Raw genomic sequence first — 16482 nt, 5'->3', positions numbered from 1 at the left:
TTAATGATTTTATGTAAGTTTGAACTAATGAAGATACAAATTATTAACGGCCCTAATTTAAACTTGTTGGGCGTTCGCGAGAAATCAATTTACGGTAATACAGGTTTTGAGTCTTATTTAGAAGACTTACGCAAGCAATATCCTGACATACAGCTTGATTATTATCAAAGTAATGTTGAAGGCGAATTAATTAACAAATTACACGAAATTGGTTTTAGTTATGATGGCGTGGTTTTAAATGCAGGTGCCTATACCCATACTTCGGTTGCTATTGCTGATGCCATTGCCGCTATAACCGCGCCGGTTATTGAGGTACATATATCTAATGTATATAAACGCGAGGAATTCAGGCACCATTCAATGCTGGCTGCCAGCTGCAAAGGCGTTATTGCAGGCTTCGGATTAGAATCTTACCGTTTAGGTATAGAAAGCTTTATAATTTAGTTAGTATTATTTATTATTAATATTTGAACAATAAGACTGTATTTACGTTAAAGATCAATGCTTAAAAAGAATAAATATCAGCTATTAATAATATTTTTATTTGCGTTGGTAGTTGCGCCAGCTGCGTTTGCGCAACAAAAATCGCTCACTGCAAGGTTTTTAAGGGAACGACAAAGGCGGGCCATGCATTCGCGCGATTCGTTGTTGCGCTTAATCAACAAATCTGACACCTCGGTAAACAGCTTACTGCAAAGGGTTGAACAATATACTACTGCCTATAACCAGATAGGCAATAACTTAGCTGAGGGACTGGATACAGCCGATATAGGCCAGCAATTACCTCCAATAATTAAAAGACTTGGCAAAATTGATACACTTATCAATACCCATAAAGCGAGCACTTTACGTTATTTATTTGTTTTAAGAGATATTTTAGATCGTAGTCAGACGCAACTGGAAGACTGGCAATCTGACTTGCAAGATATTAGTACCTCGTTAATACAGAATCAAAATGACCTTATAAAATTCACGAAGGATTCATTAATAAAAACCAACCCCAAAGACAGTTTATTAAAAAGCGCCTTTTTTACCCAGAGAAAAGCGGTTTGGCTTTTATGGCGAAATACTGATACAAAGAATAGAAGTGATCTGTCCCAAATTAATTTACTGCAAGATAAAGTATCTATAGCTTATACAGAGGTTCTTGATGCATCTGATCATATCGATTCTAAAATAAAAAAATTTGCTGATAAGGCCGTTGAGGGCGAATTTGGTTATATATGGGAACCTGCCCCGGAATATGCTGGTTTTAAATCCCCGTTTAATAGCACTATAAAGGTTAATAAGTTATTGTTTAGCTATTTTATTATGAACGAGACATTAACCCATTTAGTGGGCTTTTTGTTCCTTGCGGCAATACTTAGCTGGATACTATTTAACCGTATAAAAGTTAAGCGAAATACAGAGCTTGCCCAATCACTATCTGAAAAGATCAATTACATTTATAAACAGCCTATAATTTCGGCGCTATTGGTTGCTACTGCAATTGTGCCTTATTTCTATAATCATCCACCTGTGGTGTTTACTGAGATCTTGTTTTTATTCCCGATGATATTTGTGCTGGTATTTGTAAGAAAAGAGTTTCCCCCAACCAAACTACATTTCTTACGTGCTCTTTTTGGGATAACCATAGTGTATGGAGTAAGCAACTTATTTATTGAAATATCAAACATCGACAGGTTTGTTATACTTGCTCTAAGCATCATCTCTATCGCGGCGGGATTACTTTTCTACAAAAAAATCAAGGAAACACCAGAGGTGTACCTTCCCTATTCAGGTTTAATTATAAAGATTTTTATCGGCCTGCAATCTTTGTCGCTATTATTAAACCTAACCGGCAGATTTAGTTTAGCCAAGATAATTGGTGTAACCGCCGCTTTTAATTTATGGTTGCTGGTTATACTTTATTTTGTTGTTCAAATTATTATCCAGGCTTTGTTTTTACAATTTCAAAACAAAAAACCTGGCAGCATACTTGATTGGGTTGATTATGCAATTGTAGAACAGAAATTCAGGAAACTGCTTGTTATATTGGCGAGTCTGGTATGGCTGTTCTTCCTTTTCCAGAATTTAAATATTGATGATGCGGTACGTGATTACGTTAGCGATTTCCTGGCCCAATCGCATACTGTAGGCGGTTCATCATTTACCATTGAAGGTTTTGTGATTTTTATCGCGGTGATATGGTTGTCATCCATCGTATCGAGGATCATTAGTTATTTTTATGACGTTTCATCGCTGCGTGTAAAGGATGATCTGTCGGTACAAAAAAAGAAAAACCGAACATCAACACTTTTAATCAGGTTAGGTGTATTTTCAGTAGGATTTTTATTGGCGGTGGCCGCTTCGGGTTTTCCTTTGGATAAGATCACCATAATCATAAGTGCCTTTGGTATTGGTATAGGTTTTGGTTTGCAAAATATTGTAAATAACCTGGTATCCGGATTGATACTGGCGTTTGAGAAGCCGGTACAGATTGGCGATGTGATTGAAATAGATAGCCGTTCGGGTACTATCAGAGAAATTGGAGTACGCTCCAGCAGGTTGACGACCAGCGATGGCGCTGAGGTAATTATTCCTAATGGGGATATGATATCCCACCACGTGATCAACTGGACACTGAGTAATAATAACCGCCGTATAGAGCTGATTGTTGGTGTGGCTTATGGATCTGACATTGCCAAGGTTAAACAGATGTTGAAAGACATGTTGGCTGACAGAGACGATATTATGAGCACTCCGGCGCCATCTGTATTTCTGCATAATTTAAATGATAGCTCGGTTGATTTCAGGATGTTCTTTTGGGCGGCGGATATTGCTACCTGGCTGGAATTGAAGAGCAGGGTTTTGACCGATATTTATGTAAAATTTGCTGAGGAAGGTATAGAAATTCCATTCCCAACCAGAGATATTAATTTCCACTTAAAAGATGAGCATATCTCTATCAATAAATTTGAAAAGGAAGATGCTGAAGAAAAGGGGAAAATTATTCCGGTTAAAGGTGAAAACGATAAAGCCGAAGATATAGCACCCGATGATGCTAGTAAAAGTTCTTCTGATCCAGAGAAGTAAAGGAGCGTTTCTTTTTGATAAAGAATTCGGCTATTATACTGCCTTTGTACATACCTTTTAAACGGGATTTATCTTTATGGATAATCGTTTTTTCGGAGTGGAAAAGATGCCTTATAAAGTTTCTGTGCGCTTTGCTAACGGCTGCCGCGTCTTTACGTTTGCCTTCGTTTATGAATCTTAGCAGGGCCATAAAATCCATAAAATATCGGGTGGTTATTACGTAAACTGATCGACCGAAAGGCAAATTCTTTTTAAGCAATAAGAGGTTATTTCTGAAGTTGAGGTAAGTTTTAAAAGGGTTCTCTGTGTTTAATGTACCACCACCAAGGTGAAATACTTCGGATTGTGCGCAGTACATGATCTTGTAACCCATGTTCTTTAATCGCCAGCAAAGGTCAATCTCTTCCATGTGGGCAAAAAAGCGGTCGTCGAAACCATCGGCTTCGTCCCAGCATTTCTTTTTGATGAATAGCGCTGCTCCCGATGCCCAAAATATTTCGCCTGATTGATCGTACTGGCCCTTATCCTGTTCTATCTCATAAAATACACGTCCGCGGCAAAAAGGATAGCCGTAGCTATCAATAAAACCACCTGCCGCGCCTGCATGCTCAAAGCTATCTTTTTGTAAATAAGCTTTTATCTTGGGGGCTGCCGCTGCTATCAGCGGGTCGCTTTCCATTAACTCAATAACAGGAGCTATCCAGCCAGGATGAACTTCTACATCAGAATTTAGCAGGATATAATAATCTGCTTCAACTTGTTTTAAAACCCTATTATATCCTCCGGTGAAACCATAGTTTGCACCGGTTTCAATTATTCTTATTGAAGGGTACATCCCTTTAACAAAAGCAACCGATCCATCGGTTGAGCCGTTATCACCAACAACAATATCCAGATTAGGCCAAACAGAACTTAGTACAGAAGGGAGAAATGTGCGCAAATGTTCAACGCCATTCCAATTCAATATAACTATGGCAACTTTAGGTGTATAATTCATTTCTATATAATATCCTCCGGCTTAAACTTCCATCTTCTGTGCGACCATAGCCAGTATTGCGGCTCGCGTTTAATCATGCTTTCCAAATACTTTACATGCGCTTCAGTTATAGCATGCGGAGCGCTTTCTTTGGCATTCTCTTCCAGGGGCACAAAGGTATAAGTATAATAACCTCTTTTTATACGTTTTACATCACAAAATATAACCACCGAATTGGTGAGCTTTGCCAGTTTTTCCACGCCTAAAAATACAGCGGTTGGTTGGTTCAAAAATTCGGTAAAGTAATGCGCTTCATGTTTAACGGGGGTTTGATCGGCCACTAAAACACTAAAACTTAGTTCATTTTTATATTTGACCATGGCACGTGCGGTATCTTTCATGGCTACCAAGGTAGCTCCAAAGCGCGAACGCATTTTAATGAAAAACTGATCAAAATAATCATTAGTCAAGGGCTTGTATACAATTATACGCCTGTTCTCGGTAAAAAAGCCAAATCTTAACCCAGCTAATTCCCAGTTACAATAATGCCCTACGGCACCTATTATACTTTTACCCTGAGCGAAATAATTATCGATTACTTCAGGATTAGTTGGCCATACATGCTTTATGATCGTCTTTTTTGAGGCGCTGATCATTTTTATGCTTTCCATTATCAGGTCGGCAAGGTATCTGAAATAATCTTTTTCGATCTTATGGCGTTCTGCTTCTGTTTTCTCGGGGAAAGCATTACGCAGGTTTTCCTGCACCACTTTGCGGCGATAACCTACTACGTAGTAAATAATTACGAATAAAAAATCAGCAATGATGTACAAAAACCAAAAGGGTAATAATGATACCAGGTACAAAAAGAATGCACCTAATCTTGAAAGCCCTTTATTTATCATTATTTTCGCCGTGTTTTATCTGCAAACATAAAAAATATTATGATTGAAAGCGGTGCTGTTTTACCGATGTGCTATCTTCCGCCGGTTGAGCTTTTTGTTGAGCTTAATAAATACAAACCTAATATACTAATTGAGCGTGAGGAGCATTTCCCAAAGCAAACCTATCGTAACCGGGCTAGTATTTATTCGCCTGATGGTGTGTTAACACTTACTGTGCCCGTTGCTAAAGGATCAAAAAATCATACCGTGATTAAAGATGTTAAAATAAGTTATGATTTTAAGTGGCAGCGCGCGCATTGGATGGGTTTGCAAACATGCTATCGCAGTTCAGCTTATTTTGAATATTATGAAGATGATTTCGCCCCGTTTTATGAGAAAAACTTTGAATATTTGTTTGACTATAATCAACAGTTAATGGAACTTTTGGTTAGACTCACGAAAGTAAAGGCATCATTAGCTTATACTGAAACTTACGAGGACGAATACCCTAATCTTACCGATCTTAGAAATACCATCAGCCCTAAAATACAAAACGAATCTTTTCAGCAGAAGACATATTTCCAGGTTTTTGAGGATAGGCATGGTTTTATTAAAAACCTGAGTATTGTTGATTTGCTATTTAACCAGGGGCCGCAGGCTTTAAGTTATTTGTAGTCTACCCTATCCTCCTCCTTTCCCTGATTCCAGGGAAAGGTATCGCACGAGGCCTGCCCTTTTTTTAATTTTTTGTTATTTACCTTTAACACTTATCCATTCACCGGTAGTAAAATCATATTGTTTGATGATTTTGGCTGGATTGCCCGCTACTACTGAGTAAGGCGGCACATCTTTAGTAACCACAGCACCACCTGCAACTACGCTGTGCTTACCAATAGTAACGCCTGATGTAATGACTGAGTTGGCAGCTATCCAGCAATCATCTTCAACAATAATGGGTGAAACCACTATTTTTTGTTTGGATATGGGGAAGGTTACATCCCTGTATTCGTGGTTTAAGCCACTTGCTACGATGTTTTGAGCGAAGATTACATTGTTACCGATGGTTACCGGGCCAATGATCACATTACTCATTCCAATTAGTGTATCATCACCTATAATCACATCGCCAACACCGTTGTTTATCGTGCTGAAATCTTCAATTACGGCATTTCGGCCCATGGTGAATTGGTTAAAAGGCAACACATCAATACGTGTGCGCCATTTTATGCTCGCGCCCCTGCCCTTTTTGTGTACAATAGGGTTTACAAACCATTTAACCCATAGGCGTGGCCGGGCTCCGCCGATTGGTATCAGCAACCAGTGAACAAACTTTTTTAACCCGGGATTACTTTTGATCTTATCTTTTAATGACATGTTATTGCTCCCTTTTTGCTTTTTCCCAAATAGCGCTTTGCTTGCCCGAGAAGTATCGCCCTATACCCATAACTACGGCATAATTCATCATGCAAAAATAGTATGGGATAAAAAATATTTTGATCTTAATGTGTCGCTCTTCCATTATCCAGCCGGATATCGCTAGTAAATAAAAACCAATCTGGGCAAGTAGCAACAGTTGATAGGTTAATTCAATACTTCCTGTAAAAACAATATATAAATTAATAAGCAGCGCTAATATCATCAGGAATGGTACGATAGTCCACCGTAATACCCGGTGACTTACATATTGAAAGGTTAAAACCGGATATGGGATAGGATTAAGCAGCGCTTTTAACCTGATGATGGATTGAATACCTCCGGCGGCTATCCTGATCTTCCGTTTTAATTCTTCAGTAACATTTTGTGATGCGGTTTCGGTAGCAAAGGCAGCAGGTTCGTAAATAACCCGGTAACCTTTTTGCGCCACGATGAGCGAGATCATGAAATCATCCAAAATGGTATCTGGTGCAACAGGTTGATATAGGCCGGTACGAATACTGAACAGTTCGCCTGCTGCGCCAACTACTGAGTATAACTCTGAGTCCCATGCTTTTAACTTGGATTCGTATTTCCAGTAGAAACCCTCACCTGCTGTGGCATTAGCGCCTGCGGAATATACCCGTTTCTCTCCTGCTACCGCGCCAACTTTTGCATCGCTATAATGACGACAAATATTTATAAGTGCATCGGCATTTAAAAAAGTATTGGCATCTGTGAAAACAACAACTTCGGTATTTACAGTTTCCATAGCACGGTGAACGGCTGCAATTTTACCTTTACGCTCATCACTGTGCATTGCCCGTATCTGCGGGTAAGTTTTAACTATAACTGCTGAACCATCGCTGGAACCATCGGTAATAAAAACAAATTCTAATTTATCGGCAGGGTAAACAAGTGACAATGTGTTTTTGATCTTGTCATCCATTACCCCCTCCTCATTGTAAGCGGCTACAACTATGGTACAGGTTGGCAGGGTATCGAAATTAACTTCTGGAACTACTACATCGCCTTTAATTACCCGTTTTATTTTAACGATAATAAACAGCAGTATACCATAACCGAAGAATGCATAAAAGGCGGTAAACAGGCTTAACCAAAGGAGTATTGTCATGCTTTTTAATTAATTGGATAACCCAGTTTTTTACTATTAGTTGGTTGGGTAATATTCCACCAAATTGCTTTAAGTAACAAAACGGAAAACCCTTTATATCCTTTTGTTATATACGATAGCATATTGCGTGGTGTTACCATACATACAAAGTAAACATAAAAAAACAATCGAGCCTGTACAGGTGCGTTTCTGCGGATAAACAATATCCGGTTACGATTCATGAAATATTCCTTTAAACTGCTTGCTTTGCCTACTGATATGGATTCTTTATGATATATCATCGCCTGAGTATCAACCCAAACTTCATAACCTGCTTTTTTTATACGGTCGCACCAATCGAACTCCTCGTAGTATAAAAAAAAGTTTTCGGCCATTAAGCCTGCTTTTTCAATAGCTTCACGCCTAACCACCATGGCGGCGCCATGTATGTAACCTGTTGGCGCAGCTATATTATCATACTGCCCATTATCTGTTTCAAACTGGCCGATGCAATGGTTTCGACAGGTGTAATAGTTCATGGGGGTATAACCAGCGTATTGGATCATATTGGGTTTGTCGAAGTACATGATCTTTGGAGAAACCATTCCGATTTGAGGAAAATAATCCAATGTATTAGCAAGCGTAGCTATCAATCCGGGCGTGAACTCGGTATCGTTATTAACAAAAAATAGATATTCTCCGGTAGCTTGTTGGATACCTAAGTTGTTACCGCCTGCAAAGCCAAGGTTTATTTCAGACCGGATAAATTTGATGCCGGGGTATTTAATTTGCCATTCTGGTACATCATTTGTTTTACTTCCGTTATCAACCACAATAATTTCTATATTCGGGTAGGTATTGGTGGTGTGGATGGATGACAATAGTTCTTGGGTAACGAAACTTTGATTGAAGTTTACCGTAATGATGGAAACACTGTTCATCTAAAAAGGAAATTTGAATTTGGCAGTTTATTTATTGAAAAGTAAAGATTAGAATCCATTATCAAAAATAATATTACAAAAGAGCATACGGCGTTTCCTTATATGGCTGAGAACAAAGTAGAAATTGATGAAAAAATGAATGAACTGATAGCCTTACTGGCTAAAAGTGATCTCAGCAGCGAAACAGCTAAAGCTATACGCGACCGGTTTAACGCAGCTATAAAAAGCTCGGGCCCCAAGCTTGAGCAAATAGAGGCTTTTCATAAATTGGATACTGATAATACCCCACGAGAGGCTTTGCTGGATGAGTTCAGCATATTATTGTCAAATAACCAATTCGATAGTAAAATATCAAAGAAACACCTGCGTGGCGAACGCTTATCAAAAATAGTTTTAGTGGTAATAGGCGTTGTGATGATAACGCTTGGTTTCGCGATGATCATTATGCCCGCTCCGCCATTTTTTGAGATGTACACCATATTTTACTTCACCCGGGATGATGGGATTACTTTAATGGATTTGATATCCCTACTGATAGTTTTGGCTGGAGTATATTTTTTAATCAAGGGCATTTACCGTAATTCGGCACGTAAATAGCAATGGCAACAGGTACACAGGTAAAAACTATTTTATTGGTTGATGATAACCAATTGTTTTTAAAAATGCTGTCGCAGGCATTTAAAAAAGCAGGGATAGCTTGTGTTACCGTGGAATCAGGTAAGGAAGCGCTTAAAAAATTGGGCTCACTTTTACCTGATGCCATATTATCGGACTATGAAATGCCAGGCATGAATGGCATGGAATTTCGGCAGCAGCTGATGGCCAATGATGCCTTTAAGGATATTCCATTTGTTTTTCTGACGTACATTACTGATAATGACTTGATGGTTAAAGGGCTTGATATGCAAGCAGTGGATTACGTAATTAAAGACACTCCGATAAACGTCATCGTATCAAAAATTAACAACCTGATCTACACAGTACAAAAACAGCAGGAATTATCAAAAAGCGAACTAAAAAAGGCTGCCGAGGCGCTCAATGTAAAATCTATCCCCACAAAAACACCTAAAATTAGTGGCTTTGAAGTAGATTTTTGGCATCGGCCTTACCAGGATACTCCCGGTGGTGATTTTATTGACTTTATACAAGCCAATGAACGCTATACTTTTATTGTGTTAGGTGACATTATGGGAAAAAAATGGATGGCATGGTTTTTTACGTTTAGCTTTTTAAGCTATATCAGGGCAGCTATCCGTTTTTGCGTGCTTAGTCGGGATTACTCAGTGGGAAGTATATTGCAAAAGGTGAATGATGTGATTTGTTTGGATGATGTGTTGAAAGATATTTTGTCAAGCCTTTCGTTATTAATGATAGATAATGAAACACAAATCATCACCTACTCGGGTGCAGGAGATTTGCCGTTATTGCATTTTGAAGCCGATACATCAACATTAAAACAAATAAGCGGAGGTGGCCTGTTATTAGGTCTTTTTGCGGGAAATGAATATACAGAGCAGCAAATTACATTAGCTAAAAATGATCAATTATTGATTTTCACAGATGGTATGATTGATTTTTCGAATGATGCAGGCAAAAAAAGCGATTACAATAACTTCGCGCATAATATTGATTTGATGCTGAACAAGAAATATTCTTTTAAGTGTATACAGGATGAATTATTTGAGCCATCGTTAGCTGTGCAGGTTGATGATTGCAGTATAATAAACATTCGCAAAACCGCATAATATGATCAAGATTATAAAAGATACAGAAAACCATATTTTGATAGAAATTGAGGTTTCCGAAGCAAACCTGAATAACTCAGATCTGTTTAAAGCACAAGTAATACAGCTTTTAGATCGCCATAAAAAAACTGTAATTATTGATCTTAATAAGGTGGAATATATCGACAGTTCGTTTTTAGGTGCTTTGGTGGCTATATTAAAACATGCAATCGGCATGAAACTTGATGTTATACTGGTAGGATTAAGAAATGATGTGCATGACCTGTTAAAGCTGATTCGCTTGGATAAGGTTTTTAAGATTTTTGGTAATTATAACGACGCGATTAATGTTTAGCTTTTTATACAATGCACAGTAAACAGTTTGAGTTTTTAAAAAATAGTTACCATTTAAGTTCGGATATACAACAAATTATTGGATTCATTAATGATGAACTCCCCTCTACAGCTCCGATAGATGAATTGTTGTTTAAAGCTAAAATCGTCGTAACGGAATTGCTTACTAACTCATTAAAACATGCGGGGGTAAACAGTACGACAATCGACGTGAAAATAAGCGGGCATGATTTAAGTATTTTGAAGGCTGATTTTGGTAACCCTTTGTCGCTTATTCAGAAGAATTATCCTATCAATACTAAAATCCCTATAAGCAACGATATATTGCATACTTTATATGCGATACTTGATTCCGGGAAAAACATTAACTTTTTTTGTGATGAAATTAATATGGATGATATTTTAGCTGTAGAAAATATTGTTGAACATTTCGGGTTACTCATTATAACTAAAACCGCCGACAAATTTACCTATCATTACAACGAGCAAACCAAGGAAAACCTTTTTGAGATTACCTTAAGATTTAATACAGCTGCTATTTTTCCGGCCTGAATTTTTTCAGGGTGTTTATTAATAACAATTTACTCTCGCTAAATCCCAGGGAATAGGAACCCCAGAATGAAAATTTGTGGTATTTGTTGAGTGCAAAATACCCCAAGGCCACTCCTGCCATTACCCAGATTGCTGTGGATAGCGCCGCACCGTAAATATTTCCGAAAAGATAAATCCCCAGGAAGTCCATGGATATGTTAATAGCTAACATGATTAATACTTTGTAGAAGTTGACTATCGGGCGATTGATAACATCCAGTGTTAAGCCGAAAAAACGGTCGGCCGGGTAAAGGAGTGAAAATGCCAGGAATAAACGGAAAACATTGGCGGCTTGTGTGCCAATGTATTTACCACCGCCTATTATGTAGATCGGCAGATCGGCTAAGGCCCAGCCGCAGATGATGATGGGTATTAGCACCACGGTTAGCATACCAATGTATTTCTTCATGATATGGATCACTCCTATCGGGCTTTCCTGCTTAAAGGCGGCGGATAGTGATGGCATAGCTGTAGCGGCAAAACTGCGGAGTAAAATTTCGACCAATTGCATCAGGCTTTGGCCGAGGTTGTAAACCGCAAGTGCGGCTTTACCCAGCATCAGATTGATGATAAAGGCATCGGATGCACCAAAAAGGTTGGCGCTGATGGTGGTCCCCACACTAAATTTACCAAAGTGGTACAGTTCTAATATGGTTTTGCGGCTTTTATGTCTTATAGTGTTTATACGTGCCCATCCCATTATAATAACATACACACTGGTTATAAAATAGGATAGTAAATAGGAAAAAAGCACGCCCATTAAGCTGATCTTCCCTATTATGATCAACACTAAAATAAATAACAGGAAACCACCCTGATTTACCCCACGCACATATAACATGCGATCAAACCGCTGTTCGCCTTGTAATACGCAGGTGGCAATAAATGTTGGCAGCATTAAAATAAAGCAAAGACCCGACCATTTGAAAAAGAGCATATAGCCGGGATCGCGAATATCTTTAAGGAAAAACATTACCGGTATATTTACAATTACTAATATACCGGTGATACATAAACCGACGATCCATGCCGAACCTGCTATTTCGGCGGTACGCTCGGGATGGGAACCGGCATAAAACTTTATAAACGCGGTAGTTAAAAAGCCCGAGCGAAATGTATCTACTAAAAGCAAGGTAGACTGAAACAGAACCCATACCCCAACCATCTGTATATCCAGCGAGCGATAAATAATAGCCATGGTAAGCATACCAAGCCCCGACATAATAACGTTACCTGATAGTGAAAGAAAATATTTGTTTTTAATAGCAGAAACTATTTTTGAGGGCATACGGGGGTAAAATATATCTTACGGTAATAATAAAGGAAATATTACGCATTATAAACGAAATTTTTGACATCTTAGCCTCACCATGGAAATAAAAGAAAGTTATTTCGAAGAGATTACTTTATTGATTACCCATTATGACCGTAGCGCATCGTTAGAAAGATTACTACAAACCTTTGCTAAACAACACATAAGCTTTGGTGATATTGTGGTATCTGACGATGGCAGCAAGCCCGAACATCTGGAAAGATTAAAGGTGCTGCAACCTGTTTATAATTTCAGATTGATAACCACGCCTGTAAATAAGGGTTTAGGTAACAATATAAATAAAGGCCAGGATGCAGTAACTACCCCTTATACTTTATATATCCAGGAGGATTTTGAGCCAAAGGGTGCATTTCTAACTCATTTTAGAGACGCTCTTGATATAATGCACGCAGATCATGGTTTAGATATAGTTCGTTTTTATGCTTACTTTAAGTATCCGTATTTAAAAGCCTATGCTAGAGGTTTTTCTGAAATGATATTTAAACCCGGTTTCTTCGCTAATAATCATCTTAAATTTTATGTTTATAGCGATCACCCGCATTTAAGGCGGAGCAATTTCCTTGAAAAGTTTGGCAGGTATCCCGAAGGAATAAAAGGCGATTTGACGGAATATAGAATGGCTTTATCCTTTATACAGAAAAAAGGCAGGGGTTTGTTTTTTGATCATTTTAACGATTTGTTCTATCAAAGAAACTCAGCAGATGAACCAAGCACTATGGGGCGTAGTAGCTGGCGCGAAAGTAAAAACCCGGTAGCACTGGCAGTCAGATCTGTATACTTGCAGTTTAAGTTATTAGGTTGGACCTATGATTACTTTTTTAAACACTAAACAATTACTTTACACTAAACGTAGATTAGCGAACATAACAGCATAATGCAGCCCGAATTTAATAAGATCACTTTATTAGTAACCCATTATAACCGCAGCGCATCGCTAGAACGGCTTTTAAGGGCGTTTGCCGATCAGGAAATTATTTTCGGGGACATTGTAGTATCAGACGACGGAAGCAAACCTGAGCACTTAGAACGATTAAAATCGATACAAAGCACCTACCCTTTCAGGCTGATAACTACCCCTGTTAATAAAGGGCTCGGCAACAATATTAACAAAGGGCAGGATGCTGTAAATACACCCTATACCTTGTATGTTCAGGAAGATTTTGATCCATTCCCTGGTTATAAGAAGCATTTGCAAGATGCTTTGAGTATTGCCGAAGAGCGGGCTGATATTGATATGATCCGTTTTTACGCTTATTTTAAATATCCGTACCTTAAACCCTATCGCGATGGGTTTTCAGAGATGGTATTTAAATTCTGGTATCCGGGCTATCGCAAGTTTCATTGCTATAGCGATCATCCTCACTTAAGGCGGAGTACTTTTTTTAATAAGTTTGGCAGGTATGCCGAAGGTATAAAAGGCGATCGCACGGAATTTTTAATGGCGATGTCCTTTTTGAAGAATAAAGGTAAGGCCATGTTTTATGAAGATTTTAAGGGGTTATTTGATCAGGTAAATTCAAACGATGAACCCAGCACTATGCAACGCAGTGATTTAAGACAAAGCCCTAATTTTGTTATTGCTTTTGTAAGAGGTATTTATCGTAACATCAAACATAGCTACGATTATATCAACGCGAAAAAAATAAATTAAGCTTTGTCGTGATATTTTAACCGGAGTTCCTTTTTAATTATTTCAACAAGCCGATTAGCGCTTGCATCCCAGGTATTTTCATTAGCTATAGCTTGTCGATCCGCTTTATTTTGTTCGTTATCAGTAGCTAAAGTAGTGTTTATAGCCATATTGAATGCTGTCGCATCGGCACAAAAAACTACAGCATCTTTGGTATAATCCTTTAAGTCGGGGTTAAAATCAGTTATTATAACTGGTTTTCCTGCTCCTAAATATTCAAAAAGCTTTAGCGGAAAAATGGTCGCGCTTACCTCATCCTTTTTAAATGGAATAATGGCTATATCAAAACCTTTAACCATTTGCGGCATTTCACTGTAAGGAATTTGCCCGGTTAAATATAAATTGGGTGTATTAAAAAACCAATCCGGAATGTGCTCTTTTATTGCGGGCCCAGCAAAAACAAAGCTTTTATCAAGGTTCGCCCTCACCACATCAAGTATCAAATCATAATTTATTCTTCGTTCAATACTGCCAAAATAGCCAATTATAGGCCTGGGAATATTATCTAATAAATGATGCACAGGCAATGCCGGATCTAAGGCCTTTGAGCTGTGCGACAGATCAGCAGCGTTTGGTAAAAGATAGGAATGACTATTTATTTTTGATTTTTCAAGATATAGCGCTTTACTGGTACAAATAATAGTGTCGCTCTCCTTTACCAACTGCAGCTCGGATACAAAACCATGTTTTAAATCATAAGGGGTTATCAAAGGATCAATACAATGATAAACCATTAATTCCGGCTGTAATAATTGCCCAACACCGGGGTAATAAAAATCAAAAGAATTTATAAAGATAAAATCCTCAACAGATTGCTTTTGGAGTACTGCTTTTATCCTTTTAAAAATGAATTGTTCATTAATCTTCAACAAGTACCGGTATATTTTACCTTCCGGAATGAAGTTTATAGAAGCAACAATTGGTAGAAATATTTTTTTAAGATTTGGCGTATCTGAATTAACCAAGGCATCGTCAACGTTAAAAAAACTATTTTTTACAGCTAAAAATCCCGGCGAGTTCTTTTCCCCAAAATAATCCTTTATTGTTGAAGGATATTCGATGTAAAAAACCTGATGATCCCTCGCTAATGATCTGGCTAAAAACAGAGACGTAGCTTCTATAGGGCTATTAAACCGCATGTTACCAAAAATAAGTATAACCTTATTTTTTAGTCTGGATTTTGAATTGAGGGTTTGGTTAATCGCCTCATATATATTCTTTACACTGTTTTCCCATGTATGTGTCGATGCGAATTTTATACGCTGCAGTTGTAGTGATGCTGAGTTGTTTTTTAATGCGTCATGAATGGCAGCAATATAATCATCCGCGGTATCGCATAAATAAACATAATCTTTAAAAACATCCATTGCTAATGTTTTTGTGGCTATCACTGGCTTGCCCATAGCCAGGTATTCATCAATTTTACGCGGATAATTACCTATAGTTATATCATTAATAACCTGAGGATTTATACATACATCAAACGACTGTATGTAAGCCGGCATCATGTTAGTGGGTTTAGCCCCTAATATATATATATTATCAATTGTATGCAGGTCGCTGTTCTTAAAAGTATCGTCCTCCGGCCCTACTAAAACAATGCTTACATCGGGTAACTTTAGCGCGATTGATTTTATAAGATCAATATCAAGGCGTATATTTTGTATAGCACCAACATAACCTATTATTGGTGATTTGATATTAGCGACATCTGGTGGCTTAGTACCTTCAAATTGAGTAAACTCTTCAATATCGCATCCCTGGCCTACATAAAATGAATTGGGATTATATTTTCTACAATAATCAGCCAAATAGGTAGAATTTGTTACACAAATGTCGCTTTTAGCAATTAGTTGAGGTTCTTTTTCTTGTCCATGCAATTTCCAATAATCTACAGCCAATAAAAAATCCCTTGAATAGTAGATACTCAATTTCGGCTTTAATAACTCTTTTAAATAGAAACTGCTTAAAATGTCATTATCATTAAATAATATATAATCCTTAAAACCAAGTCTTTCAATGGCCTTATCAATTGACCGGGCAAAACGTTTATTGTTGAGTTTATTTAAACACGAGTACAGGAATTTGTTGCTGATCCAATTAATGGATTCAATCATTTCATCAGGATAATATACCCAAAGGTTGGGTTGTATTTCGGTTAGGCCATCCTGTTTATGATTTATAACATTAAGCCTCTTGATTACCTGTGGGTCAGATCGGTGTTTAACAGCTGTTATCCTGCTTATAGCAGAGTTTACATATAATACCCTGTTGTTTTTGCTGAACTGAACAGCAATATTTTTATTGTTACTACCGATCTCTACGTCCCAGGGTTGCTGGCCTACCATTATAATATCGCAATTATTTAAGATGCTTTTATCAATCAT

At 37.8% G+C, this 16482-nt stretch carries 16 protein-coding genes; 9 read left to right on the top strand and 7 right to left on the bottom strand.

Going from position 1 to position 16482, the window contains the following annotated elements; translation table 11 throughout:
* The first annotated feature begins 27 nt into the window (after positions 1–27).
* The gene (aroQ, locus tag GSQ74_RS21335) at positions 28–444 is read left to right on the top strand and encodes a type II 3-dehydroquinate dehydratase (RefSeq protein WP_158996224.1); all 417 of its coding nucleotides are present in this window, start codon (positions 28–30) and stop codon (positions 442–444) included.
* 57 nt (positions 445–501) lie between these two features.
* Complete coding sequence (locus tag GSQ74_RS21330; RefSeq protein ID WP_158996223.1) at positions 502–3075, top strand: mechanosensitive ion channel family protein; 2574 nt, start codon at positions 502–504, stop codon at positions 3073–3075.
* On the opposite strand, the gene GSQ74_RS21325 is transcribed toward GSQ74_RS21330, so the two are convergent.
* Positions 3044–4072: a glycosyltransferase family 2 protein gene (locus tag GSQ74_RS21325; RefSeq protein ID WP_158996222.1), complete on the bottom strand. Its 1029-nt coding sequence runs from the start codon at positions 4070–4072 to the stop codon at positions 3044–3046. The genes GSQ74_RS21330 and GSQ74_RS21325 overlap by 32 nt on opposite strands.
* Before the next feature lie 2 nt (positions 4073–4074).
* Positions 4075–4956, bottom strand: coding sequence for a lysophospholipid acyltransferase family protein (locus tag GSQ74_RS21320; RefSeq protein WP_158996221.1), 882 nt, complete (start codon positions 4954–4956; stop codon positions 4075–4077).
* Between the two features lie 39 nt (positions 4957–4995).
* Here GSQ74_RS21320 and GSQ74_RS21315 point away from each other — a divergent pair, with 39 nt between their 5' ends.
* Positions 4996–5610: a WbqC family protein gene (locus GSQ74_RS21315; RefSeq protein ID WP_158996220.1), complete on the top strand. Its 615-nt coding sequence runs from the start codon at positions 4996–4998 to the stop codon at positions 5608–5610.
* Positions 5611–5685: 75 nt separating this feature from the next.
* On the opposite strand, the gene GSQ74_RS21310 is transcribed toward GSQ74_RS21315, so the two are convergent.
* Genes GSQ74_RS21310 through GSQ74_RS21300 form a run of 3 tightly spaced genes read right to left on the bottom strand, consistent with a single transcriptional unit; the run spans position 5686 to position 8403 of the window.
* Positions 5686–6309 carry a DapH/DapD/GlmU-related protein gene (locus tag GSQ74_RS21310; RefSeq protein ID WP_158996219.1) on the bottom strand — a complete coding sequence of 208 codons (624 nt, stop codon included), beginning with the start codon at positions 6307–6309 and terminating at the stop codon, positions 5686–5688.
* A gap of 1 nt (position 6310) precedes the next feature.
* A complete protein-coding gene (locus GSQ74_RS21305) occupies positions 6311–7483 on the bottom strand; it encodes a glycosyltransferase family 2 protein (protein WP_158996218.1) in 1173 nt (390 codons plus the stop codon).
* A gap of 5 nt (positions 7484–7488) precedes the next feature.
* Positions 7489–8403: a glycosyltransferase family 2 protein gene (locus GSQ74_RS21300; RefSeq protein ID WP_158996217.1), complete on the bottom strand. Its 915-nt coding sequence runs from the start codon at positions 8401–8403 to the stop codon at positions 7489–7491.
* A gap of 102 nt (positions 8404–8505) precedes the next feature.
* Here GSQ74_RS21300 and GSQ74_RS21295 point away from each other — a divergent pair, with 102 nt between their 5' ends.
* Genes GSQ74_RS21295 through GSQ74_RS21280 form a run of 4 tightly spaced genes read left to right on the top strand, consistent with a single transcriptional unit; the run spans position 8506 to position 11033 of the window.
* Positions 8506–9000 (top strand): hypothetical protein, encoded by a 495-nt coding sequence (locus GSQ74_RS21295; protein ID WP_158996216.1) that lies wholly within the window; start codon positions 8506–8508, stop codon positions 8998–9000.
* Between the two features lie 2 nt (positions 9001–9002).
* A complete protein-coding gene (locus GSQ74_RS21290) occupies positions 9003–10148 on the top strand; it encodes a response regulator (protein ID WP_158996215.1) in 1146 nt (381 codons plus the stop codon).
* A gap of 1 nt (position 10149) precedes the next feature.
* Positions 10150–10482: an STAS domain-containing protein gene (locus GSQ74_RS21285; protein WP_158996214.1), complete on the top strand. Its 333-nt coding sequence runs from the start codon at positions 10150–10152 to the stop codon at positions 10480–10482.
* An 11-nt stretch (positions 10483–10493) separates the two neighbouring features.
* Positions 10494–11033: a hypothetical protein gene (locus GSQ74_RS21280; RefSeq protein WP_158996213.1), complete on the top strand. Its 540-nt coding sequence runs from the start codon at positions 10494–10496 to the stop codon at positions 11031–11033.
* Here GSQ74_RS21280 and GSQ74_RS21275 read toward each other — a convergent pair.
* Positions 11017–12360, bottom strand: a complete 1344-nt coding sequence (locus GSQ74_RS21275; protein WP_158996212.1) for a lipopolysaccharide biosynthesis protein — start codon at positions 12358–12360, stop codon at positions 11017–11019. The two genes, GSQ74_RS21280 and GSQ74_RS21275, sit on opposite strands and share 17 nt — an antisense overlap.
* Positions 12361–12442: 82 nt before the next feature.
* Between GSQ74_RS21275 and GSQ74_RS21270 the strand changes: the two genes are divergently transcribed.
* Together GSQ74_RS21270 and GSQ74_RS21265 are read left to right on the top strand one after the other, a co-directional pair.
* Positions 12443–13234 carry a glycosyltransferase gene (locus GSQ74_RS21270; RefSeq protein WP_158996211.1) on the top strand — a complete coding sequence of 264 codons (792 nt, stop codon included), beginning with the start codon at positions 12443–12445 and terminating at the stop codon, positions 13232–13234.
* A gap of 45 nt (positions 13235–13279) precedes the next feature.
* The gene (locus tag GSQ74_RS21265; protein WP_158996210.1) at positions 13280–14056 is read left to right on the top strand and encodes a glycosyltransferase; all 777 of its coding nucleotides are present in this window, start codon (positions 13280–13282) and stop codon (positions 14054–14056) included.
* Here GSQ74_RS21265 and GSQ74_RS22810 read toward each other — a convergent pair.
* Positions 14053–16482: a glycosyltransferase gene (locus tag GSQ74_RS22810; RefSeq protein WP_254060942.1), complete on the bottom strand. Its 2430-nt coding sequence runs from the start codon at positions 16480–16482 to the stop codon at positions 14053–14055. The genes GSQ74_RS21265 and GSQ74_RS22810 overlap by 4 nt on opposite strands.

The organism is Mucilaginibacter sp. L196 (assembly GCF_009765905.1).
Lineage (GTDB): Bacteria > Bacteroidota > Bacteroidia > Sphingobacteriales > Sphingobacteriaceae > Mucilaginibacter.
This window is presented reverse-complemented; position numbering and strand designations above follow the sequence as displayed.

Bases quoted from the DNA above. Each gene is read 5' to 3' on its own strand.
- GSQ74_RS21320 (WP_158996221.1), bottom strand. From the start codon at position 4,956: ATGATAAATAAAGGGCTTTCAAGATTAGGTGCATTCTTTTTGTACCTG.
- GSQ74_RS21280 (WP_158996213.1), top strand. From the start codon at position 10,494: ATGCACAGTAAACAGTTTGAGTTTTTAAAAAATAGTTACCATTTAAGT.
- GSQ74_RS21290 (WP_158996215.1), top strand. From the start codon at position 9,003: ATGGCAACAGGTACACAGGTAAAAACTATTTTATTGGTTGATGATAAC.
- GSQ74_RS22810 (WP_254060942.1), bottom strand. From the start codon at position 16,482: ATGATTGATAAAAGCATCTTAAATAATTGCGATATTATAATGGTAGGC.
- GSQ74_RS21305 (WP_158996218.1), bottom strand. From the start codon at position 7,483: ATGACAATACTCCTTTGGTTAAGCCTGTTTACCGCCTTTTATGCATTC.
- GSQ74_RS21275 (WP_158996212.1), bottom strand. From the start codon at position 12,360: ATGCCCTCAAAAATAGTTTCTGCTATTAAAAACAAATATTTTCTTTCA.
- GSQ74_RS21285 (WP_158996214.1), top strand. From the start codon at position 10,150: ATGATCAAGATTATAAAAGATACAGAAAACCATATTTTGATAGAAATT.
- GSQ74_RS21330 (WP_158996223.1), top strand. From the start codon at position 502: ATGCTTAAAAAGAATAAATATCAGCTATTAATAATATTTTTATTTGCG.
- GSQ74_RS21315 (WP_158996220.1), top strand. From the start codon at position 4,996: ATGATTGAAAGCGGTGCTGTTTTACCGATGTGCTATCTTCCGCCGGTT.
- GSQ74_RS21265 (WP_158996210.1), top strand. From the start codon at position 13,280: ATGCAGCCCGAATTTAATAAGATCACTTTATTAGTAACCCATTATAAC.
- GSQ74_RS21310 (WP_158996219.1), bottom strand. From the start codon at position 6,309: ATGTCATTAAAAGATAAGATCAAAAGTAATCCCGGGTTAAAAAAGTTT.
- GSQ74_RS21270 (WP_158996211.1), top strand. From the start codon at position 12,443: ATGGAAATAAAAGAAAGTTATTTCGAAGAGATTACTTTATTGATTACC.
- GSQ74_RS21300 (WP_158996217.1), bottom strand. From the start codon at position 8,403: ATGAACAGTGTTTCCATCATTACGGTAAACTTCAATCAAAGTTTCGTT.
- aroQ (WP_158996224.1), top strand. From the start codon at position 28: ATGAAGATACAAATTATTAACGGCCCTAATTTAAACTTGTTGGGCGTT.
- GSQ74_RS21295 (WP_158996216.1), top strand. From the start codon at position 8,506: ATGGCTGAGAACAAAGTAGAAATTGATGAAAAAATGAATGAACTGATA.
- GSQ74_RS21325 (WP_158996222.1), bottom strand. From the start codon at position 4,072: ATGAATTATACACCTAAAGTTGCCATAGTTATATTGAATTGGAATGGC.